At 73.7% G+C, this 21,565-nt stretch carries 19 protein-coding genes; 16 read left to right on the top strand and 3 right to left on the bottom strand.

Translation table 11 applies throughout. The features are described from left to right. Window positions 1-29 precede the first annotated feature (29 nt). The 13 genes from murG to nrdR all read left to right on the top strand — a co-directional run bounded on the left by murG (window position 30) and on the right by nrdR (window position 13,981). Window positions 30-1,160, top strand: a complete 1,131-nt coding sequence (gene murG / locus J1M44_RS09010) for an undecaprenyldiphospho-muramoylpentapeptide beta-N-acetylglucosaminyltransferase (RefSeq protein WP_036314165.1) — start codon at window positions 30-32, stop codon at window positions 1,158-1,160. Beyond that, entirely contained in the window at window positions 1,157-2,644 is a 1,488-nt protein-coding gene (gene murC / locus J1M44_RS09005) for a UDP-N-acetylmuramate--L-alanine ligase (protein WP_095694684.1), read from the top strand. Before murG ends, murC begins: the two co-directional genes overlap by 4 nt. Window positions 2,645-2,697: 53 nt before the next feature. Further along, window positions 2,698-3,426, top strand: coding sequence for a cell division protein FtsQ/DivIB (locus J1M44_RS09000; RefSeq protein WP_174232849.1), 729 nt, complete (start codon window positions 2,698-2,700; stop codon window positions 3,424-3,426). 317 nt (window positions 3,427-3,743) lie between these two features. Next, on the top strand, window positions 3,744-4,856 hold the full coding sequence (ftsZ, locus tag J1M44_RS08995) for a cell division protein FtsZ (RefSeq protein WP_206480861.1): 1,113 nt from the start codon (window positions 3,744-3,746) through the stop codon (window positions 4,854-4,856). Further along, on the top strand, window positions 4,853-5,674 hold the full coding sequence (locus J1M44_RS08990) for a polyphenol oxidase family protein (protein ID WP_206480860.1): 822 nt from the start codon (window positions 4,853-4,855) through the stop codon (window positions 5,672-5,674). Before ftsZ ends, J1M44_RS08990 begins: the two co-directional genes overlap by 4 nt. Next, window positions 5,671-6,459, top strand: a complete 789-nt coding sequence (locus J1M44_RS08985; protein ID WP_206480859.1) for a YggS family pyridoxal phosphate-dependent enzyme — start codon at window positions 5,671-5,673, stop codon at window positions 6,457-6,459. Before J1M44_RS08990 ends, J1M44_RS08985 begins: the two co-directional genes overlap by 4 nt. A 110-nt stretch (window positions 6,460-6,569) precedes the next feature. Further along, window positions 6,570-7,202 (top strand): cell division protein SepF, encoded by a 633-nt coding sequence (gene sepF, locus J1M44_RS08980; protein WP_206480858.1) that lies wholly within the window; start codon window positions 6,570-6,572, stop codon window positions 7,200-7,202. Window positions 7,203-7,209: 7 nt separating this feature from the next. Next, a complete protein-coding gene (locus tag J1M44_RS08975) occupies window positions 7,210-7,506 on the top strand; it encodes a YggT family protein (protein ID WP_010078509.1) in 297 nt (98 codons plus the stop codon). A 139-nt stretch (window positions 7,507-7,645) separates the two neighbouring features. Next, on the top strand, window positions 7,646-8,245 hold the full coding sequence (locus J1M44_RS08970) for a DivIVA domain-containing protein (protein WP_206480857.1): 600 nt from the start codon (window positions 7,646-7,648) through the stop codon (window positions 8,243-8,245). Between the two features lie 56 nt (window positions 8,246-8,301). Further along, window positions 8,302-8,772, top strand: a complete 471-nt coding sequence (gene lspA, locus J1M44_RS08965) for a signal peptidase II (protein WP_206480882.1) — start codon at window positions 8,302-8,304, stop codon at window positions 8,770-8,772. A 4-nt stretch (window positions 8,773-8,776) separates the two neighbouring features. Next, on the top strand, window positions 8,777-9,739 hold the full coding sequence (locus J1M44_RS08960) for an RluA family pseudouridine synthase (RefSeq protein ID WP_206480856.1): 963 nt from the start codon (window positions 8,777-8,779) through the stop codon (window positions 9,737-9,739). Window positions 9,740-9,846: 107 nt separating this feature from the next. Beyond that, window positions 9,847-13,443 (top strand): DNA polymerase III subunit alpha, encoded by a 3,597-nt coding sequence (dnaE, locus tag J1M44_RS08955; protein WP_206480855.1) that lies wholly within the window; start codon window positions 9,847-9,849, stop codon window positions 13,441-13,443. Between the two features lie 43 nt (window positions 13,444-13,486). Next, window positions 13,487-13,981, top strand: a complete 495-nt coding sequence (gene nrdR, locus J1M44_RS08950; protein WP_002855838.1) for a transcriptional regulator NrdR — start codon at window positions 13,487-13,489, stop codon at window positions 13,979-13,981. Window positions 13,982-14,139: 158 nt separating this feature from the next. Here nrdR and ppgK read toward each other — a convergent pair whose 3' ends face one another. Together ppgK and map are read right to left on the bottom strand one after the other, a co-directional pair. Further along, on the bottom strand, window positions 14,140-14,964 hold the full coding sequence (ppgK, locus tag J1M44_RS08945) for a polyphosphate--glucose phosphotransferase (protein WP_185194382.1): 825 nt from the start codon (window positions 14,962-14,964) through the stop codon (window positions 14,140-14,142). 21 nt (window positions 14,965-14,985) lie between these two features. Next, the gene (gene map, locus J1M44_RS08940; protein WP_159833213.1) at window positions 14,986-15,795 is read right to left on the bottom strand and encodes a type I methionyl aminopeptidase; all 810 of its coding nucleotides are present in this window, start codon (window positions 15,793-15,795) and stop codon (window positions 14,986-14,988) included. A gap of 82 nt (window positions 15,796-15,877) precedes the next feature. Here map and J1M44_RS08935 point away from each other — a divergent pair, with 82 nt between their 5' ends. Beyond that, complete coding sequence (locus J1M44_RS08935) at window positions 15,878-16,090, top strand: SPOR domain-containing protein (RefSeq protein WP_010078516.1); 213 nt, start codon at window positions 15,878-15,880, stop codon at window positions 16,088-16,090. Window positions 16,091-16,158: 68 nt separating this feature from the next. On the opposite strand, the gene panB is transcribed toward J1M44_RS08935, so the two are convergent. After that, complete coding sequence (panB, locus tag J1M44_RS08930; RefSeq protein ID WP_206480854.1) at window positions 16,159-17,025, bottom strand: 3-methyl-2-oxobutanoate hydroxymethyltransferase; 867 nt, start codon at window positions 17,023-17,025, stop codon at window positions 16,159-16,161. 36 nt (window positions 17,026-17,061) lie between these two features. On the opposite strand from panB, the gene glnA reads away from it, so the two are divergent. Together glnA and J1M44_RS08920 are read left to right on the top strand one after the other, a co-directional pair. Beyond that, the gene (gene glnA / locus J1M44_RS08925; RefSeq protein ID WP_144823933.1) at window positions 17,062-18,402 is read left to right on the top strand and encodes a type I glutamate--ammonia ligase; all 1,341 of its coding nucleotides are present in this window, start codon (window positions 17,062-17,064) and stop codon (window positions 18,400-18,402) included. A 10-nt stretch (window positions 18,403-18,412) separates the two neighbouring features. Then, window positions 18,413-21,535 (top strand): bifunctional [glutamine synthetase] adenylyltransferase/[glutamine synthetase]-adenylyl-L-tyrosine phosphorylase, encoded by a 3,123-nt coding sequence (locus J1M44_RS08920; RefSeq protein ID WP_144823934.1) that lies wholly within the window; start codon window positions 18,413-18,415, stop codon window positions 21,533-21,535. Window positions 21,536-21,565: the final 30 nt, after the last annotated feature.

Genomic DNA, 21,565 nt, shown 5'->3' with positions numbered 1-21,565 from the left:
ATCCCCACCCCCGCCCTCCAGGAGCCCCGATGACGCAGACCTCTCATCCCTCCGGACCCCTGCGGGTGGTGCTGGCCGGCGGCGGCACCGCCGGCCACATCTCCCCGATGCTCGCGATCGCCCGCGCCCTGGAGGGCGACGGCGGCGGTCCCGTCGAGTGCACCATGGTCGGCACCGCCTCCGGCATGGAGACGCGTCTCGTCCCCGAGGCGGGCTACGAGCTCGACCTGATCGACCGGGTCCCGATGCCGCGCCGCCCGTCGATGGACGTCGTCCGCTTCCCGGCCCGCATGCGCGCCGCGGTCGCGACGGCGGCCCGGATCCTGCGGGACCGGCGCGCCGACGTCGTCGTGGGTGTGGGCGGCTACGTCGCGACCCCCGTGTACCTCGCGGCGTTCCGGGCCGGTGTGCCCGTGGTGGTCCACGAGGCCAACGCCCGCCCCGGCCTGGCCAACCGCATCGGCGCCCTGCGGGCCGCGCACGTCGGCACCGCCCTGCCGGACACCCGCCTCCGCGGCGCCCGCTGGGTGGGCATGCCGATGCGCCCCGAGATCTCCGGCCTGGACCGGGCGGCCGCCCGCCGTGCCGCCCGTGAGGCCCTCGGCCTCGACCCGGACCGGACCACCGTCGTGGTGACCGGCGGCAGCTCGGGTGCGCTGGCCGTGAACCGCACCGTGCGCGCCGCGCTGGGCGACCTCCTGGACGCCGGTCTGCAGGTATTCCACCTGACCGGTCGGGACAAGGCCCTCACCGAGGACGACGGCAGCCTGCTGGTCCGGGACGGCTACGTCCAGCGGGAGTACCTGGCGGGCATGGAGCAGGCCTACGCCGCCGCCGACCTGATCGTCGCCCGCTCGGGCGCCGGCACGGTCTGCGAGGTGTCCGCGGTCGGCCTGCCCGCCGTCTACGTCCCCCTGCCCATCGGCAACGGCGAGCAGGCGCTCAACGCCCGCCCCGTGGTGGAGGCGGAGGGCGCGCTGCTCGTCCGCGACGACGCCTTCGGGCGCGCGTGGGTGCAGCGTCAGCTGATCCCGCTGGCGACCGACCCTGAGCGTCTCGCGCGCATGGGGGAGGCGGCCGCCCGCTTCGGCGTCCGGGACGCGGACGTCACCATGGCCGGCCTCGTGCGCTCGGCCGCCCAGGAAGGAGCCCGGCGATGAGCCGAGACGAGAGCACCCGTCCCGCGGCCGAGGGCCGCTTCGCCGACCTGGGCCGCGTCCACCTGCTGGGGATCGGCGGCGTCGGCGTGTCGGGGGTCGCCCGCATCCTCCAGGAGCAGGGCGTCGCGGTGTCCGGCTCCGACGCGAAGGACCTGCCCGTGATGCGCGAGCTCGCCGCGGGCGGCGCCCGGATCACGGTCGGCTACGACGCCGCGCACCTCGGCCGGGACGTCACCACGGTGATCGCCTCCTCGATCGCCGGGCCGGGCAACCCGGAGCACGACGCCGCCGTGGCGCGCGGACTGCGCGTGCTGCACCGTTCCGAGGGCCTCGCCCTGGCCATGCGCGGCCACCGGGTGCTGGCCGTCGCCGGCACGCACGGGAAGACCACCACGTCCTCCATGGCCGCCATGGCCTTCTCCGACGCCGGCTGGGACCCCACGTTCGCGGTCGGCGCCGCCGTCGCCGGGCTCGGCACCAACGCCCGGGCGGGCCAGGGCGAGTGGTTCATCGCGGAGGCCGACGAGTCCGACGGCACCCTGGTGAACTACCCGAGCACGGTCGGGATCGTCACGACCGTGGAGGCCGACCACCTGGACCACTACGGGACCGAGGAGGCGGTGCACCAGGTCTTCCGGGACTTCGCGGGCGGGCTGCCGGCCGCCGCCCAGGGCGGGGTCCTCGTGGCCTGCCTCGACGACGCCGGCGCGGCGGACCTGGCCGCGTGGGCACGGGAGCACGCGGCCGCCGACGTCGTGACCTACGGCTCGGCGCCCCGTGACGGCGTGGCGCCGGACCTGCTGGTCACCGACCTCGCGGTGGAGCCGGGCGAGACCGGAGTGGGCCAGCGCGCCACGTTCCGGATGGCGGACGGCCCGGAGCGCACCCTGCACCTGCAGGTGCCCGGCCGCCACAACGCGCTGAACGCCGCCGCCGTGGTCCTGGCCGCCGTCCGGGCGGGCATGGCCTTCGAGGCCGCCGTGCGGGGCGTGGAGGCCTTCCGGGGCACGGCCCGCCGCTTCGAGTTCCGCGGCGCCGCGCGCGGCGTGCGGGTCTTCGACGACTACGCGCACCATCCCACGGAGGTGGCCGCCGCGGTCTCCGCCGGCCGTGCCGTGGCCGGCGACGCCCGCGTGCACGTCCTGTTCCAGCCCCACCTGTTCTCCCGCACCCGGGACTTCGCCGCCGAGTTCGCCGCCGCCCTCTCCGGGGCGGACGCGGTGCGCGTGCTGCCCGTGTACGCGGCTCGGGAGGAGCCGATGCACGGCGTCGACTCGTCCCTCATCGCGTCCCGCCTCACCACGGGCGCCGCCGAGGACCGTGTCGTCGCCGAGGACCGCGCCGAGGCGGTGCGCTCGCTCGCGGCGGGCGCCACGGCCGGCGACGTCGTCCTGACGATGGGCGCGGGGGACGTGACCGCCCTGGGCCCGGACCTGCTGGCCGAGCTCGGCCGGGACGCGGCGCCCGGCGTCGCCCACCCGTGAGGCTCGGCCGCGGGACGCCGCCGGTCGCTCCGGCCGGGGCCGACGCCTCCACCGTGGTCCGATTCCCGGGCCGCACCGCGCGCCGGCGCCGCGCCACGCGCTGGGGTGTGGCGGCCGCGGTGCTCGCGGTGCTGACCGTCCTGGGCTGGGTCGTGTTCTTCTCGCCCGTGCTCGCGGTGGACCGCGTCGAGGTCACCGGCACCCGCCATGTCTCCGCCACCGACGTCCAGGAGCGCCTGGAGCCCGTGTACGGCGTGCCGCTGTCCCGCGTCGGCGCCGGCCGTGTGGGCGAGCTGGTCGGTGGTCTGCCCGGAGTGGCCGAGGTCCAGACCGTGCCCCGCCTGCCCACCGGCCTGGAGGTCGCGGTCCGGGAGCACGAGGCGCGGGCCCGGCGGGACGGCGACGACGGCGTGCAGCTGCTGCTCGCGGACGGCACCGTCCTGACGGGAGTGCCGGAGGAACGGCTCGAGGGCGAGGACCTCCCCGCGTTCTCGGAGGAGCTGCCGCAGCGGGCGCAGGAGGAGCGCGCCGAGGTGGCCGAGGTGCTGGCCGCCCTGCCGGAGTCCGTAGCGGATCGTGTCGAGACGGCCGACTCCCGGGGCCCGGGCCAGGTCCGTCTGGCGCTTGAGGGCGGGGTGACCCTGGTCTGGGGCGACGCGCAGGACGCCGGCCTCAAGGGGTCCGTGGCCGAGGCGTTCCTGGCGGACGAGCGGCACGGGTCCGCGGAGGGTGGCGTCGCCGAGATCGACGTCTCCGTGCCCACGCGGCCGATCACGCGCTGAACCGGGGCCACAGGAGTCTCCAGTAGAACGTGAAGGTGAAGGTCGGGGCGCGGGGCCTCGCGCGAGTCGGGGTGCCATCACCGCGGCGGCTGGTCCTTCAAGTCTCACGTGAAAGTTGATGCGGAGGCCGTCTTTTCCGCGTGGACACGCCGTTTTCTTTTGCACGTGACGCGGGCCTCCCAGTACGGTGGACCCGAACGCGCGCGAGGCTCGCTTCACGCTGTGCTTGAAGGTGTCCACCCCGGGTGGCCGCCGATCACCGGGGCGATGTGCCTCGCGCTGACCTCTCGAGATCTCGAACAAAGGGAACCAACACCGTGGCTGCACCCCAGAACTACCTGGCCGTCATCAAGGTCGTCGGCATCGGCGGCGGCGGCGTGAACGCCGTGAACCGCATGATCGAGGTGGGGCTCCGCGGCGTGGAGTTCATCGCCATCAACACGGACGCCCAGGCGCTGCTGATGTCGGACGCGGACGTGAAGCTGGACGTGGGCCGCGAGCTCACCCGTGGACTCGGCGCGGGCGCGAACCCCGAGGTGGGCCGCCAGGCCGCCGAGGACCACGCGGAGGAGATCGAGGAGGTCCTGCGGGGCGCGGACATGGTGTTCGTGACCGCAGGCGAGGGCGGCGGCACCGGCACTGGCGGGGCGCCCGTCGTGGCCCGCATCGCGCGCTCGCTCGGCGCTCTGACCATCGGCGTCGTGACCCGTCCGTTCACGTTCGAGGGCCGCCGTCGCGCCGGCTCCGCCGAGGCGGGCATCGACGCCCTGCGGGACGAGGTCGACACCCTCATCGTGATCCCGAACGACCGGCTGCTGTCCATCTCGGACCGCAACGTCTCGGTCATGGACGCCTTCCGTCAGGCGGACCAGGTGCTCCTCTCCGGCGTCCAGGGCATCACCGACCTGATCACCACCCCGGGCCTGATCAACCTCGACTTCGCGGACGTGAAGTCCGTGATGCAGGGCGCGGGCTCCGCGCTCATGGGCATCGGCCACGCGCAGGGCGAGGACCGCGCCGTCAAGGCGGCCGAGCTGGCGATCGCCTCGCCGCTGCTCGAGGCCTCCATCGACGGCGCGTACGGCGTGCTGCTCTCCATCCAGGGCGGCTCCGACCTCGGCCTCTTCGAGATCAACGAGGCCGCGCGCCTGGTCCAGGAGGTCGCCCACCCGGAGGCCAACATCATCTTCGGCGCGGTCATCGACGACGCCCTCGGCGACGAGGTGCGCGTGACCGTGATCGCCGCGGGCTTCGACAAGGTGGACGTCACCTCCGCCCCGGCCGCCCCGCAGGCCGTGCAGCAGCAGGCGGCCCCGCAGCGGGCCGCGGCCCCCACGCAGCCGCGCCGCCAGCAGGACCTGCCCACCGTGGTGGAGCCGGACCTCGGCGCCGGGTCCTCGGACCTGGACGTCCCGGACTTCCTCAAGTGACGGCCGCGGAGGGGCCGGCCGGGACCGCACGGGTCCCCGCCGGCCCCTTCGTGCACCGCGAGACCGTCCGCACCGCGACGGGCGCCGTGCACGTGGCCTGGACGTCCGTGGCCGCCGGCAACCTCGCGCTGCACGTGGTCCCGCCGGACGAGGCCGAGGGGCTCGCTCGCGTGAGCGCCGCCCGTCGCGCCCTGGAGCGCGCAATGGGGGTTCCCGAGGACGCGACGCTCTATTTGGACCAGGTGCACTCGGCCGACGTCGTGTGGGCGGACGGACCCGGGCGCGGCGGTGCCCCGGCCCCCGTGGCCGACGCCGCCGTGAGCCGCGACGGGTCCCGGCCGCTGGCCGTCATGGTGGCCGACTGCCTCCCCGTGGTCTTCGTCGACGAGACGACCGGCGCGACCGCCGTGGCCCACGCCGGGCGGCGCGGGCTACTGGACGGCGTCCTGGAGGCGACCGTCGATCGTCTGCTCTCCCTGCGCCCGGAGACCGACCGGACCGGTCCCGGCCTGCGCGCCTGGATCGGTCCCGGCGTGTGCGGCCGCTGCTACGAGGTGCCCGCCGCCATGCGTACCGAGGCCGCCGCCCGCCTCCCGGCGACCGCGGCCACCACGTCCTGGGGCACCCCCGCCCTCGACCTGTCCGCCGGCGCCGCACAGGTCCTCCGCGCCCGCGGGGTGACCACCGCGACGATCGACGTGTGCACGCGCGAGGACGAACGCCTGTTCTCGCACCGCCGGGCGCCCGGTGAGGGCCGGTTCGCCGGCCTCGTCTGGCGCACCGACCTCGACGCCACCACCCCGAGAGGAGAGGCATGACCGCCCCCGCCACCGCCGGGCCGACCCCGACGGACCCCCGCGCCCGGGAGATCGCCGACGCGCTCGCCGCGGTGCGCGCCCGCATCGCCGACGCCGCGCGGGACACCGGGCGCGCGGCGGAACCCGCGCTCGTCGTCGTGACCAAGACCCACCCCGCCGAGGACGTCGTGCGCCTCGCCGCGCTCGGCGTGACCGACGTGGGGGAGAACCGCGACCAGGAGGCCCGGCCCAAGGCCGAGGCCGTCGCCGCGGCCCTGGGGGCGGACGCCCCGCGCTGGCACTTCGTGGGCCAGCTGCAGACCAACAAGGCCAAGTACGTGGTGCGCTACGCGTCCGTGGTGGAGTCGGTGGACCGACCCGAACTGGCCGAGGCGCTCTCGCGAGCGCTCCTGCTGCGGCGCGAGCGCGAGCCCGAGGCCGCGATCCCCGACCTGGAGTGCCTCGTGCAGGTGGACGTCGACGACCGCGCCGACGAGGACCGTCCCGAGGGGATCGGCCCGCGCGGCGGCGCCCGTCCCGAGGACGTCCCCGCCCTCGCGGACGTCATCGCAGGCCTGCCGGGCCTGCGGCTGGGCGGGCTGATGTGCGTGGCGCCGCGCGGCCTGGACCCGGAGGACGCGTTCCGCCGCCTCGCCGCGCTCGGCGCGGGCCTGCGGCAGACGCATCCGGAGGCCACCGCACTGTCCATGGGGATGAGCGCGGACCTCGAGGCGGCCGTGCGCGCCGGGGCGACACAGGTGCGCATCGGCTCCGACGTTCTGGGGGCCCGGGACGCGGTGGGCTAACGTTGACCCCGCGCGTCCCGGCGGGACGCGACAGGACCGTGCGGACGCACGCGCACCGACGACGAACGACGGCGGCCCCCGGGGCCGGAGGACGTGGTGAAGGAAGACTCATGGCTGGTGCCCTGAAGAAGACGATGATCTACCTCGGCCTGGCCGACGGCGACGAGTACGACGAGCAGCCCCGTGCCACCGAGCGGGAGGCCGCACCCCGACACGAGGTCGTCGAGGCGCGCCGCCCCGCGGAGCCGGACACCGACCCCCACATGGAGGCCGTCCGCCCGGCTGCGGTCCGCGATCCCGAGCCGGCCGAGCGGCCGGAGCCCGTGACCCCGTCCGGCTCCACCGCGGCCGATCCCGTCGAACCCCGGCGTCCGGCGCGTCCCGAGCCGGTCGACCCGGGCTACCGGGCCCCGGTGACCCCCATCAAGCGAGCCGCAGCGTCGTCTGCCGAAGGAGCCTCCGTGCACACCCTCTCCACCGTCCACCCCCGCTCCTACAACGACGCGAAGGCGATCGGCGAGGCCTTCCGCTCCGGCGTCCCCGTGATCATGAACGTGACCGACCTCGGTGAGAACGAGGCCAAGCGCCTCGTGGACTTCGCGGCCGGCCTTGTCTTCGGCCTGCACGGCTCGATCTCCCGCATCACCAGCAAGGTGTTCCTGCTGACCCCGGCCACCGTGGACGTCGTCGGCGCCGAGCAGGGCGAGTCCGGCGCTGCCGACTCTCCGTTCGACGGCGACTGAGGCGCCCATGCAGCTGCTCCTCGCCCTCGCCTACATCGCCCTGACGGTGGTGCTCGCGGCACTGACCGTGCGGATCGTCCTGGACGTCACGCAGTCGTTCGCCCGCCACTGGCGCCCCACCGGGGCGGCCCTCGTGCTGGCCAGCGGCGTGTACGGGGCCACCGATCCGTTGCTGCGCCCCGTGCGTCGTGCCGTGCCGCCGGTGAACCTGGGCGGCATCGGCCTGGACGTGGCCTTCCTCATCGTGTTCCTCGGCGTCGTGCTGCTGCGGGTCCTGGTGCTGAGCCTGGCCGGCGTGGCCTGACCCGCGGCCCGGGGCGGCTGTCGGCCCCGGTGGTAGTCTTCGCGGCAGGATCGGCGCCGCCCCTCACCGGCGCGCCGGCCGCCGACGCGCCGGGCCGCCCGGCCGTCCCCGAGCACCGAGCAGAGAGCGAGACGGTTCCATGGCGCTGTCCTGGGAAGACGTGGTCAACAAGCAGTTCCAGCCCACGAAGTTCCGCGAGGGCTACGACCAGACCGAGGTGGATGACTTCCTCGACGAGATCGTGGCGGAGTTCAAGCGCCTGATCGCCCTCAACGAGCAGCTCGAGTCCGAGAACGCGGAGCTGCGCGCCGGCGGCGCCGCCCCGGCCGCCGCCCCCGCTGCGGACACCCCGGAGGCCGCCGCGACACCGGCCTCCGTCGAGGAGGCGGCCCCGGCCGCCGCCCCCGAGTCCGCCGACGCGGCCGCGACCTCCGCCGCCGGCGTCCTGGCCATGGCCCAGCGGCTGCACGACGAGCACGTCGCCGCAGGCGAGCAGCGCAGCACCGAGCTCGTCGCCGAGGCCGAGGCCACCGCGGCCCGGCTCGTCAGCGACGCCGAGGAGCAGAAGGCCCGCACCCTCGAGGCCCTGGCCGAGGAGAAGGCCGGCCTGGAGGGCGAGGTCGAACAGCTGCGCAGCTTCGAGACCGACTACCGCAGCCGCCTCACCTCCTACATCGAGGGCCAGCTGCGCGAGATCCGCGCCCAGAAGCGCGTCGAGCCCCCCACGCCCACGGCGTGAGCCGAGCCGTCGACGCCGCGTCGGCCCCGCGATCCCCTCGCGCGGGCCGGCGAGCCGTGCTCACCGCCCTCATCGTGGCGGTGCTGGCCTACGCCCTCGACCAGCTGACCAAGTACGCGGTCGAGAGCACGATGCAGCTGGGGGACTCCGTCGCGGTGATCCCCGGGGTGCTGCGCTGGCACTACATCCTGAACCCGGGCGCGGCCTTCTCCATCGGCGAGGACCACACCTGGGTGTTCACCGTCATCCAAGCCGCGGTGGCGGTGGCCGCCCTCGTCGGGATCGCCCGCGTGCGCTCGATGCCGTGGGCCCTGGCGCTGGGCGGGCTCGCCGGTGGCGTGCTCGGCAACCTCACGGACCGGCTGTTCCGGCCCCCGGCGTTCGGGCGCGGCCACGTGGTCGACATGATCTCCGTGCCGCACTTCGCGATCTTCAACGTGGCGGACTCGTTCATCGTCTGCTCCGTCATCGGCGTCGCCCTGCTCGTGATGACCGGCCGCCGCCTGGACGGCACACGGGAGGCGTGAGGACATGGGCATGAGACCGGGACTGACCGAGCGGCTCGAGGTCACCGAGGCCGAGGCGGGCCGGCGGGTCGACGCGGTGCTCGCCGACGCGTTCGGCGTCTCCCGCTCGCTGCTGGCGGACTGGTTCTCCCGGGGCCTGGTGCGGGCCGAGTCGCGCTCCGGCCGCCGGGACCGCGTCCTGGCCAAGTCCGCGAAGGCCGTAGCGGGGGAGACCCTCGCCGTCGACGTCCCCGACGACCCCGACCCCCTGGAAGTGAGGGCAGAGCGCGTGGACGCGCTGAGCATCCTGTACGAGGACGAGGACCTGGTGGCCGTGGACAAGCCCACCGGCGTGGCCGCGCACCCCTCGCCGGGCTGGGTCGGGCCCACCGTGGTGGGCGCCCTGGCCGCCCTCGGCCGCGACATCTCCACCTCGGGCGCCCCCGAGCGGCAGGGGATCGTGCACCGGCTCGACGTCGGCACCACCGGGGTCATGGTCGTGGCCAAGACCGAGCGCGCCTACACCGCCATGAAGGACCAGTTCCGCGAGCGCGTGCCGGAGAAGGTCTACCACGCCGTGGTCCAGGGCATCCCGGATCCGCTGAGCGGCACCGTGGACGCGCCCATCGGGCGGCATCCCGGCCACCACTGGAAGTTCGCGGTGCTCGACGACGGCCGGCCGTCCGTGACCCACTACGAGACGCTCGAGGTGTTCGGCCGGGCCACCCTGCTCGAGGTCCACCTGGAGACCGGGCGCACCCACCAGATCCGCGTGCACACCTCGGCGCTGCGCCACCCGTGCGTCGGCGACCTCACGTACGGGGCGGATCCGCGCATGGCGGCCGAGCTCGGGCTGACGCGCCAGTGGCTGCACGCCCACCGGCTGGCGTTCCCACACCCGGTCACGGGGGAGCCGGTGACGATCACCTCCCCGTATCCGGACGACCTCGCCCACGCCCTGGCGGCGCTGCGCGGCGACGCGGACTGAGCCGGCACCGTCGACGTGACCCCCGTCCCGGTCCGGCCCCGCCGCCCGGGCATCACGAGTAGGCTGGTCCGGCCCCGCCGTCCTCCCCGTCGAAAGGCCCACCCCGCATGACCGTGTCCGCCGACGCCCGCGCCGACGCCGTGAAGGACGGCGGCTTCGTCCACCTGCACACGCACACCGAGTACTCCATGCTCGACGGCGCCGCGAAGCTGGACGACCTGTTCGCCGAGGCCCAGCGGCTGGGCATGGACTCGCTGGCCATCACGGACCACGGCTACCTCTTCGGCGCCTACGACTTCTGGTCCAAGGCGAAGGCGGCGGGCGTCAAGCCGATCATCGGGCTCGAGGCCTACGTGGCCCCCGGGCATCAGCACCGCACGGACAAGGAGAAGACCCGCTGGGGCGAGCCCCACCAGCGGGGGGACGACGTGTCCGGCGGCGGTGCCTACACGCACATGACGCTTCTGAGCGAGACCACCGAGGGGATGCACAACCTGTTCCGGATGGGCTCGATCGCCTCGCTGGACTCGGTGTACGCCAAGTGGCCGCGGCTGGACCGGGAGCTGCTGAGCCAGTACTCGAAGGGCCTGATCGCCACCACGGGCTGCCCCTCCGGCGAGGTGCAGACGCGCCTGCGCCTGGGCCAGTACCGGGAGGCGATGCAGGCGGCCTCGGACTTCCGGGACATCTTCGGCAAGGACAACTACTACTGCGAGATCATGCACCACGGCCTCGACATCGAGCGCCGGGTGATGACGGACCTGCGCCGGCTCGCCAAGGACCTGGGCCTGCCGTTCGTGGCCACGAACGACCTGCACTACACCCACGAGCACGACGCCAAGGCGCACGAGGCGCTGCTGGCCCTGCAGTCGGGCTCGAAGCTCAACGAGCCCAGCTACGACCAGGGCGGCTCCCGCTTCGCGTTCTCCGGCACCGAGTACTACCTGAAGTCCCCGCGGCAGATGCGCGAGCTGTTCGCGGAGCTGCCCGAGGCCTGCGACAACACGCTGCTCATCGCCGAGCGGTGCGAGGTCGAGTTCGACACGAAGGCCAACTACATGCCGGTCTTCCCCACGCCGGAGGGCGAGGACGAGACCAGCTGGCTCATCAAGGAGGTCGCCTCCGGTCTGGCCTACCGCTACCCGGACGGCGTGCCGGACCACGTGCGCAAACAGGCGGACTACGAGCTGGACGTCATCATCTCGATGGGCTTCCCCGGGTACTTCCTCGTCGTGGCCGACTTCATCAACTGGGCCAAGGAGAACGGCATCCGGGTGGGCCCGGGCCGCGGCTCGGGCGCCGGATCGATGGTGGCGTACGCGCTGCGCATCACGGACCTGGACCCGCTCAAGCACGGGCTGATCTTCGAGCGGTTCCTCAACCCGGACCGCGTGTCCATGCCCGACTTCGACGTCGACTTCGACGACCGCCGTCGCTCCGAGGTGATCGACTACGTCACCCGCAAGTACGGCGACGAGCGCGTCACCATGATCGTCACGTACGGGACCATCAAGACCAAGCAGGCCCTGAAGGACTCGGCCCGCGTGATGGACCAGCCCTTCTCGATGGGCGAGTCCCTCACCAAGGCGCTGCCGCCGGCGGTGATGGCCAAGGACATCCCGCTCAAGGACATCGAGGACCCCGCGGCCCCGCGCTACGGGGAGGCCGCGCCCTTCCGCGAGCTGATCGCGACGGACCCGGTGGCGAAGGAGGTCTTCGAGACCGCCAAGGGCCTCGAGGGCCTGAAGCGGCAGTGGGGCGTGCACGCGGCCGGCGTGATCATGTCCTCGGCGCCGGTGATCGACGTCATCCCGATCATGCGCCGCCTCCAGGACGGCCAGGTCATCACCCAGTTCGACTACCCGATGGCGGAGTCCCTGGGCCTGATCAAGATGGACTTCCTGGGGCTGCGCAACCTCACGATCATCTCGGACGCGCTCGAGAACGTGAAGGCGAACCAGGGCGTGGACCTGGACCTGGAGACCCTCGACGTGGACGACCCGGCGGCCTACGAGCTGCTGGCCCGCGGCGACACCCTCGGCGTGTTCCAGCTCGACGGCGGCCCCATGCGGTCGCTGCTGAAGATGATGCGCCCGGACAACTTCGAGGACATCTCGGCGACCATCGCCCTGTACCGCCCCGGCCCCATGGGCGCGAACTCGCACACCAACTACGCGCTGCGCAAGAACGGGCAGCAGGAGATCACCCCGATCCACCCCGAGCTGGAGGAGCCGCTGCGGGAGATCCTGGACACCACCTACGGCCTGATCGTGTATCAGGAGCAGGTCATGGCGATCGCCCAGAAGGTGGCGGGCTACTCGCTCGGCCAGGCCGACATCCTGCGCCGCGCGATGGGCAAGAAGAAGAAGTCGGAGCTGGACAAGCAGTACGAGGCGTTCCACCAGGGCATGCTGGACCGCGGCTACTCGGAGGCCGCGGTGAAGGCCCTGTGGGACATCCTGCTGCCCTTCTCGGACTACGCGTTCAACAAGGCGCACTCGGCCGCCTACGGCCTGGTCTCTTACTGGACGGCCTACCTCAAGGCGCACTACCCGGCGGAGTACATGGCCGCGCTGCTCACCTCGGTGGGCGACGACAAGGACAAGCTGGCCATGTACCTCAACGAGTGCCGCCACATGGGCATCACCGTGCTGCCCCCGGACGTGAACGAGTCCCACCTGACCTTCACCCCCGTCGGCCGGGACATCCGCTTCGGCATGGGCGCCGTCCGCAACGTGGGCGCCAACGTGGTCAAGGGCATGGTCCAGGGGCGCGAGGACGGGGGCTCGTACACGGGCTTCGGCGACTTCCTGGCGAAGGTGCCGCTCGTGGTGTGCAACAAGCGCACCATCGAGTCCATGATCAAGGCCGGCGCCTTCGACTCCCTCGGCTACGCCCGCCGCGCCCTGCTGGCCGTGCACGAGGAGGCCGTGGACGCCACCGTGGCGCAGAAGCGCAAGGAGGACCACGGCGAGTTCACCTTCGACCTGTTCGCGCTCGGCGGCAACGACGAGGACGACTCCGACGCCGCGGACGGCGTCGCCGTCCCGGACCTGCCGGAGTGGGCCAAGAAGGAGAAGCTCGCGTTCGAGCGCGAGATGCTGGGCCTGTATGTGTCCGACCATCCGCTGCAGGGCCTCGACGGCGTCCTGGCCCAGCACGCCGACGTCCAGATCAGCCGCGTCCTCGACGACGACGGGCCCGCGGACGGCGCGATCGTCACCATCGCGGGCCTGATCACCACGCTCGAGCGCCGCATCGCCAAGTCCTCGGGCAACGCGTACGCGCGCTGCGAGATCGAGGACCTCGGCGGCTCGATGGACGTCATGTTCTTCGGCCAGGTGTACGCGCCCATTGCGATGATGCTGGCCGAGGACCTCGTCGTCGCCGTCAAGGGCAGGGTGCAGCGCCGCGACGACGGGTCGGTGTCCCTGTCCGCGATGGAGCTGACCATCCCGGAGCTCTCGGACGGCCCCGGCGGCCCCGTGCGGATCACGCTGCCCGCGTTCAAGGCCACGGAGCAGGTCATGGGCCAGCTGGCGGACGTGCTGCGCACCCACGAGGGCTCCTCGGAGGTGCGGCTGTCCCTGGTGGGCCAGCGTGCCACGCAGGAGTTCCAGCTGGGCCCGCAGTTCCGGGTGAGCCCGAACCCGGCGCTGTTCGGCGACCTCAAGATCCTGCTGGGTCCGGCCTGCCTCGGCTGAGCGGACGTAGCATGGGAGTGCCCCGCCCAGGAGGAGAGAGCTGATGCACTGCCCGTTCTGCCGCCATGAGGACTCGCGCGTGGTCGACTCGCGCTCCCTCGACGACGGCTCCGCCATCCGCCGGCGTCGGCAGTGTCAGGCCTGCGGCAAGCGGTTCACCACCATGGAGACCACCGCCCTGACCGTCGTCAAGCGCTCCGGGGTGGCGGAGCCGTTCGACCGCTCCAAGGTGATCAACGGCGTCCGGAAGGCGTGCCAGGGACGGCCGGTGACGAGCGACGACCTGGCCATGCTCGCCCAGGAGGTCGAGGAGACGGTCCGTGCCACGGGCAACGCCGAGGTGGACGCCCACGACGTCGGCCTGGCCATCCTCGATCCGCTGCGCCGTCTCGACCAGGTGGCCTTCCTGCGCTTCGCCTCCGTCTACCGGGACTTCGAGTCCCTCGACGACTTCGAGGAGGCCATCGCGGAGCTCCGGGCCGGTGACGGGGACGACCGCGGCCGTCCCGCCGTGCAGCCGCGGCTGTTCACCCGCTGACCCGGGCCGATGCGACGGCGCCGCCGGGATCGACGGTGCAGTGGTGCGCACGGCCTCCAGGCGCTACAGTGATCCCCGGGCCGACCTCAGTCGGCCCGGCAAGACCGCCGAGGGCGGTTCCGGAGGGGAAGCCGGAACCGCCCTCGGTGTCTGCGCCCTCAGTTGCCGTCGGCGAGCGAGCCGTGCGCGGCCAGGGCGGCGCCCACGATGCCCGCGTTGTTCTGCAGCTGGGCCGGGACGATCGGGGTGCGCAGGCGCAGCAGCGGCAGGTAGTCGTCCGGCCGCTTGGAGATGCCGCCGCCGACGATGAACAGGTCCGGCGAGAAGATCCGCTCCACGTGGGAGAAGAAGCGCTGCAGTCGCTCGGCGTACTCGGCCCAGCTGAGCTGATCGCGCTCCCGGGCCTTCGCGGAGGCCCGCGACTCGGCCATCACGCCGTCGAGCTCCAGCGAGCCGACCTCGAAGTTCGGGACGAGCCCGCCGTCGTGGATCATCGCGCCGCCGATGCCGGTCCCGAGGGTGATCACGTGCACCAGGCCGCGCACGCCCCGCCCGGCTCCGTAGCGGGCCTCCGCGAGGCCGGCGGCGTCGGCGTCGTTGACCACGGTCACGGGGCGGCGCAGATGCTCCTCGAACGTGCCGCGCAGGTCCGTGCCGATCCACGTGTGGTCGATGTTGTTCGCGGACAGGCACACCCCGTCCTTGACGATCGAGGGGAAGCACACGCCCAGCGGGGCGGAGGGCTGCGGCGCCTTCTCGCGCCCGTCGAGCTCGGCGGTGATGGCCGCCAGGGTCGCCGCCACGGGCTCGGGCATGGCCGGCTGCGGCGTGGGGATGCGGAAGCGGTCCCCGCGCAGGGTGCCCGCCTTCGGCCCCGACCCGAGGCGGACCAGGCCGCCCTTCATGCCGGTCCCGCCGACGTCGATGCCGATCGTCGTGGGGTATTTGGAGGAGCGCTGGGCGGTGCTGGTGTGCGTTGTCACGGCCCCCAGCTTAGTGCCGGGTCACGGCAGCGTGAGAATCTCCGCGCCGTCGTCCGTGACCACGATCGTGTGCTCGAACTGCGCGGTGCGGCGGCGGTCGCGAGTCACCACGGTCCAGCCGTCGTCCCACTGGTCCCACTCGATCGTGCCGAGGGTGAGCATCGGCTCGATGGTGAACACCATGCCGGGCACGAGCAGCCGGTCGTGGGCCGGGGCGGCGTCGTAGTGGGGGATCACGAGGCCGGAGTGGAAGTCCACGCCCACGCCGTGGCCGATGAAGTCGCGCACCACGCCGTAGCCGAAGCGCTTGGCGTAGGACTCGATGGCGCGGCCGATCACGTTGACCTGACGGCCGGGCTTCACGGCGCGGATGCCGCGGCGCAGGGCCTCCTCGGTGCGCTCGACGAGCAGCCGGGACTCCTCGTCCACGTCGCCGACCAGGTAGGTGCGGTTGTGGTCCCCGTGGACGCCGTCCAGGTACGCGGTGATGTCCAGGTTGACGATGTCCCCGTCCTCCAGGACGGTGCCGTCCGGGATGCCGTGGCAGATGACCTCGTTGATCGAGGTGCAGATGGACCGCGGGAAGCCGCGGTAGCCCAGGCAGGACGGGTAGGCGCCGCGCTCCACGAGGAAGGCGTGCGCGATCCGGTCCAGCTCGTCCGTGGTGACGCCCGGGCGGATGTGGGCGGCGGTGTGCTCCATGGCCTGCGCGGCCAGGCGGCCGGCGGCGCGGATCCGCTCGACGCCGGCGGCGTCGTAGACGTCCGAGGCGTTGCCCTCGTCCGGGGTGGCCTTGCCGACGTACTCGGGGCGCGGGATCGCGGCCGGCACGGGCGGGGCGCAACATGTTTTTTTTTTTTAGATGTGTATAAGAGACAGCCTCCAGCCTATCGGCCCGGCTACTGTGGCCCCCATGACCGAGACGAGCGAGTTCTGGTACAACGTCAACACGCATCAGGTGGAGGTGGGCGCCCAGTCGGACTGGTCCCAGCTGCTGGGCCCGTTCGGCACCCGTGAGGAGGCCCAGGCCGCGATGGACCGCGTGCGGGCGAACAACGAGGCCGCCGACGCCGAGGACGAGCGCGACGACGACTGGGACAGCCGCCCCGTCGACGACGCCTCCTGACCACGGCGCCGAACGACACCGGGCCCCCGTCCCTCAGGACGGGGGCCCGGTCGTCTCACGGGGCGGGTTCAGCCCTCGAAGCCGTGCTCCGGGGCCGGGAACGCGCCGTCGAGCACGTCCGCGCGATAGGCCCGGACCGCCTCGCCCACGACCTCGTGCAGGCGGGCGTACTGACGGACGAACCGGGGCACCCGTCCCGCGCGCAGGCCGAGCATGTCCTGCCACACGAGCACCTGGCCCGTGGTGCCCGGGCCCGCGCCGATGCCCACGGTGGGCACCCGCAGCGCGGCGTCGACGGCGGCGGCGACGTCCGAGGGGACCATCTCCATCAGCACGGCGAACGCCCCTGCGGCCTCGAGGGCCCGGGCCGACGCCGTCATCCGCTCGGCCGCCCCCGCGCCGCGGCCCTGCACCCGGTAGCCGCCGAGCACGTGCTCGGACTGGGGGGTGAAGCCGATGTGGGCCATGACCGCGACGCCGGCGGCCGTCATCGCGGCCACGTGCTCGGCGAAGCGCTCGTCGCCCTCCACCTTGACGGCGTGCGCGCCGGACTCCTTCACGAGGCGGACGGCCGACTCGACGGCCTGCCGCGGGGAGGCCTCGTAGGAGCCGAAGGGCAGGTCCGCGACCACGAGGACACGCTGGGCACCGCGCACCACGGCCTGGGTGAACAGGATCATCTGGTCCAGGGTGACCGGCAGGGTGGTGGGGTGGCCCAGCACGGTGTTGCCCACCGAGTCGCCCACGAGCAGCACCTCGACGCCGGCCTCGTCGAACAGGGCCGCCGTCATCGCGTCGTAGGTGGTGAGCATCGCGAAGCGCCGGCCCTCGTCCTTGGCCCGCTGCAGGTGAACCGTCCGGTACCGGGACGGGGCGGGCGGACCGTAGGGGGCGGCGACGTCGTCGTTCTTCCGGGAGGAGTCGGGAGCGGACATGGCCCGGAGTCTACGCGGCGCGTCTAGAGTGGCCGCATGGATCGACAGCAGGACTACGTGCTCCGCACCATCGAGGACCGGGACGTGAGGTTCGTGCGCCTGTGGTTCACGGACGTCGTCGGGACGCTGAAGTCGGTGGCGCTGTCCCCGGCCGAGGTGGAGAACGCGTTCACCGAGGGGCTGGGCTTCGACGGCTCCTCGATCGACGGCTACACCCGCATCTCCGAGTCGGACATGCTGCTGCAGCCGGACCCGGCCACCTTCCAGATCCTGCCCTGGCGCGGAGACCGCGGGCAGAGCTCGCGCATGTTCTGCGACGTCCTCACCCCGGACGGGCGCCCCGCCCCGGCCGACCCGCGCCACGTGCTGCGCCGCGTGCTGGAGAAGGCCTCGGACATGGGCTTCTCCTGCTTCATGCACCCGGAGATCGAGTTCTACCTGCTCGAGAGCGACCAGCCCGGCCCCGACGGCCGGCCCGTGCCGGTGGACCGCGCCGGCTACTTCGACAACGTGCCCGGCTCCGACGCCGCCGACTTCCGCCGCGACGCCGTGACGCTGCTGGAGAGCATGGGCATCTCCGTGGAGTTCAGCCACCACGAGAACGGCCCGGGCCAGAACGAGATCGACCTGCGCGCCGCCGACGCGCTGACCACCGCGGACAACGTGATGACGTTCCGCACTGTGGTCAAGGAGGTGGCCGCAGCCCAGGGCACCTACGCCACCTTCATGCCCAAGCCGTTCTCCGAGCACCCCGGCTCGGGCATGCACACCCACATCTCCCTCTTCGAGGGCGACTCCAACGCCTTCTACGACCCCGCGGACGAGTTCCGGCTCTCCGTGACGGGCCGCCGGTTCATCGCGGGCCTGCTGCGCCACTCCGTGGAGATCAGCGCCGTCACCCACCAGTTCGTGAACTCCTACAAGCGCCTGTGGGGCGGCGGCGAGGCGCCCTCGTACGTCTCCTGGGGCCACAACAACCGTTCCGCGCTCGTGCGCGTGCCCCTGTACAAGCCGGACAAGGCCGGCTCCGCCCGCATCGAGTACCGCGGCATCGACGCCTCGGCCAACCCGTACCTGGCCTACGCGCTGCTGCTGGCCGCCGGCCTGAAGGGCATCGAGGAGGGCTACGAGCTGCCCGAGTCCGCCGCCGAGGACGTCAGCGCGCTCACCACCCACGAGCGCCGGGTCCTCGGCCACGACCCGCTGCCCGGCACCCTGCACGACGCCCTGCGCGCCGCCGAGGAGTCCGAGTTCGTCGCCTCCGTTCTGGGCGAGCACGTCTTCGACGCCCTGCTGCGCAACAAGCGCCAGGAGTGGGACGACTACCGGGTGGAGGTCACGCCGTACGAGCTGCGGCGCTACCTCTCCGGCCTCTGAGGCGCCGGCCGTGTCCGCCCTGCCCGACGCGGCGACCGCCGACGCCCCGGACCGCCGCGCCCTCGCGCAGGCGGGGGTCGCCGACGCCCGCCGCGTCAGGTCGCTGCTCGCCTCCCCGGAGTTCGAGGGGGCCGACGTCGCCCCCCTCGTGGAGCGGCTCGGCCACGCCGCCGACCCGGACCGCGCCCTGCTGCTCTGGGTGCGCCTCGCCGAGCGCGAGCCCCGCGTCCACCGCGCCCTGCGGGACGCGGAGACCACCGCGCGCCTGCTGCGCCTGCTCGGCGCCTCCGAGGCGCTCGGCGAGTTCCTCATCCGCCGTCCCGAGCACCTCGACCTCGTCCTCGAGCCCGAGTCCGCCGCCGCGACCGCCCCGGCGCTCGCCCAGCCGGACCCCGCGGACGGTGAGGAGTGGGCCGACGAGCCCGCGGCCCTGCGCCGCCTGCTCCTGGAGGCGGTGGAGGCCGACCCCGACGCCGACCGGCCCCGCGCCGGGCTGACCGGCACGGATGCCGCCGTCGCCCTGCGCCGCGCCTACCGACGCCAGCTCGCCGCGATCGCCCTGCGCGACCTCGACTCCGCGGACCCCGCCGCCGTCATGCCCTCCGTCGGCCGCTGGCTCGCCGACCTGGCCGGCGCCGCCGTGGACGCCGCGCTCGCGGTCTCACGGGCCACGCTCGCCGAGCGCGAGGGCCCCGCGGTGGACCGCGTGGATCTGGCCGTGATCGGCATGGGCAAGTGCGGCGCCCGGGAGCTGAACTACATCTCCGACGTGGACGTCGTGTTCGCCCACGCCGTCCGCGAGGCCCCGGACGGCGCGGACCCCGAGACCGAGGTCCCGGACGGGCCGCGCGCCGCCGCGCTCGCGGCCGAGCTGGCCGCGGGCATCGGCCGCGTGATCCAGGGCGCGGCCCCCGAGCCGGGACTGTGGGACGTGGACGCCAACCTGCGTCCCGAGGGCAAGGACGGCGCCCTGAGCCGCACCGTGGAGTCCCACGCCGAGTACTACCGCCGCTGGGCCCACGGCTGGGAGTTCCAGGCCCTGCTCAAGGCCCGCCCGATCGCGGGCTCGCCCCAGCTCGGCGAGCGCTACATCGCGGAGATCTGGCCCCGGGTGTGGGAGTCCTCCTCGCGCGACGGGTTCGTCGAGTCCGTCCGGGCCATGCGCGCCCGGGTCCTGGACACCCTCGCCCCCGCGGAGCGCGAGCGGGAGATCAAGCTCGGACCCGGCGGTCTGCGCGACGTCGAGTTCACGGCCCAGCTGCTCCAGCTCGTGCACGGCCGTGCGGACGAGTCGCTGCGGGTGCGCGGCACGCTCGACGCGGTGCGGGCGCTGCACGCCGCCTCCTACGTCACCACGCGCGACGCACGGGCGTTCGACGAGCACTACCGGTGGCTGCGCACCCTCGAGCACCGCATCCAGCTCGTGCACCTGCGGCGCACCCACCTGATGCCGGTCAAGGAGGAGGCCCGCCGCGTCGTCGCCCGGTCGATGCGCGGCGCCGCCGACCGGGGTCCCGCCACCGGCGAGGACCTCCAGGCCGCGTTCACGCGCGTGCGCCGCGCCGTGCGCGGTCTCCACGAGACCGTGTTCTACCGGCCGCTGCTGTCGACGACGGCCGCCCTGTCCGCCGAGGACGTGCGGCTGTCCGCGGAGGCTGTCCGCGACCGCCTGGCGGCGCTGGGCTACCGCGACCCGCAGGGCGCCCTGCGGCACATCGAGGCCCTCACCCAGGGCGTCTCGCGCCGGGCCGCGGTCCAGCGGCAGCTGCTGCCGGCCATGCTCGGCTGGTTCGCCCGGGGCGCCGACCCCGACGGCGGCCTGCTCGCCTTCCGCCGGCTCTCCGAGTCGCTGGGCGGCACGGCCTGGTATCTGCGGATGCTCCGCGACTCCTCGGACGCCGCCCGGCGGCTGTGCCTGGTCCTGTCCGGCTCCCGGTTCGTGGGGGGCCTGCTCGAGCACTCGCCCGAGGCCGTGGCCTGGGTGGGCGACGACCGGGAGCTCGACCCCCGGGGCGCCATCCAGCTGTGGCGCCAGGTCGACGCGCGGCTCGACCGCCGCGTGGCCGCGGAGGAGGCCCCCGCGGCCGTGCGCCACGTGCGGCAGGTGCGGCGCAGCGAGACGCTGCGTGTCGCCCTGGCCGACATGTCCGGCCTGCTGGACCTGGAAGCCGTCTGCGGCGCGCTCGCGGACATCGACCAGGTGACGGTGGTCGGCGCCCTGCGGGTCGCGTGGCGGGCTGTCGTCGCGGATGCCGAGCCCCTCACCGACGTGCTCGTGGTGGCCATGGGCCGCCAGGGCGGGCGGGAGATCACCTACGGCTCGGACCTGGACGCCCTGTTCGTGCATCGGCCCCGCCCCGGCGCGGACGAGGAGCGAGCGCACGAGCAGGCCGAGGAGGTCGTCCGCACGCTCATGGCCCTCCTGCAGAAGCCCGCCGCGCCGCCGCTGCCCGGGGAGCGGCGGCTCGAGGTGGACGCCGACCTGCGCCCCGAGGGACGCCAGGGGCCCCTGGTGCGCACCCTGGACTCGTACCGGGAGTACTACGGCCGCTGGGCCGAGGTGTGGGAGCGGCAGGCGCTGCTGCGCGCCCGCCCCCTGGCCGGCGACGACGACCTGGCCACCGACTTCCGCCGCTGGGCCGACGGCGTCCGCTATGCGCAGGACCTCTCGGCCGCCGACGCCCGGGAGATCCGCCGGATCAAGGCCCGCGTGGAGGCCGAGCGGCTGCCCCGGGGGGCGGACCCGGCGCGCCACGTCAAGCTCGGGCGCGGGGGGCTCTCGGACGTCGAGTGGCTCGTGCAGTCGCTGCAGCTCAAGCACGCCGGTCAGATCGAGGACCTGCGCGTGACCGGCACACTGCCGGCGCTGCGGGCGATCGCCCGGCACGACCTGCTGCCCGAGTCCGAGGTCGCCGTCCTCGAGGAGGCCTGGCTGCTGGCCACCCGGATCCGCGCCGCCCTGCTGCTGTGGACGGGCAAGGTCTCGGACGTGCTGCCCACGAACATGCGCGACCTCGAGGCCGTGGCTCGCCTCAGCGGGGTGGGCACGGCCGGCGGGGAGCTCGAGGAGCGCTACCTGCGGGTGACCCGCCTGGCCCGTCGGGTGTTCGAGACCCGGTTCTACGGGCTCTGAACGACGCCGGCCCGCCACCCCGACGGGGTG

This window comes from Micrococcus sp. KRD128 (genome assembly GCF_017168395.1).
GTDB lineage: Bacteria > Actinomycetota > Actinomycetes > Actinomycetales > Micrococcaceae > Micrococcus > Micrococcus luteus.
Note: the sequence above shows the minus strand (reverse complement) of the source record. Positions and strands in the feature narration are given on the sequence as shown.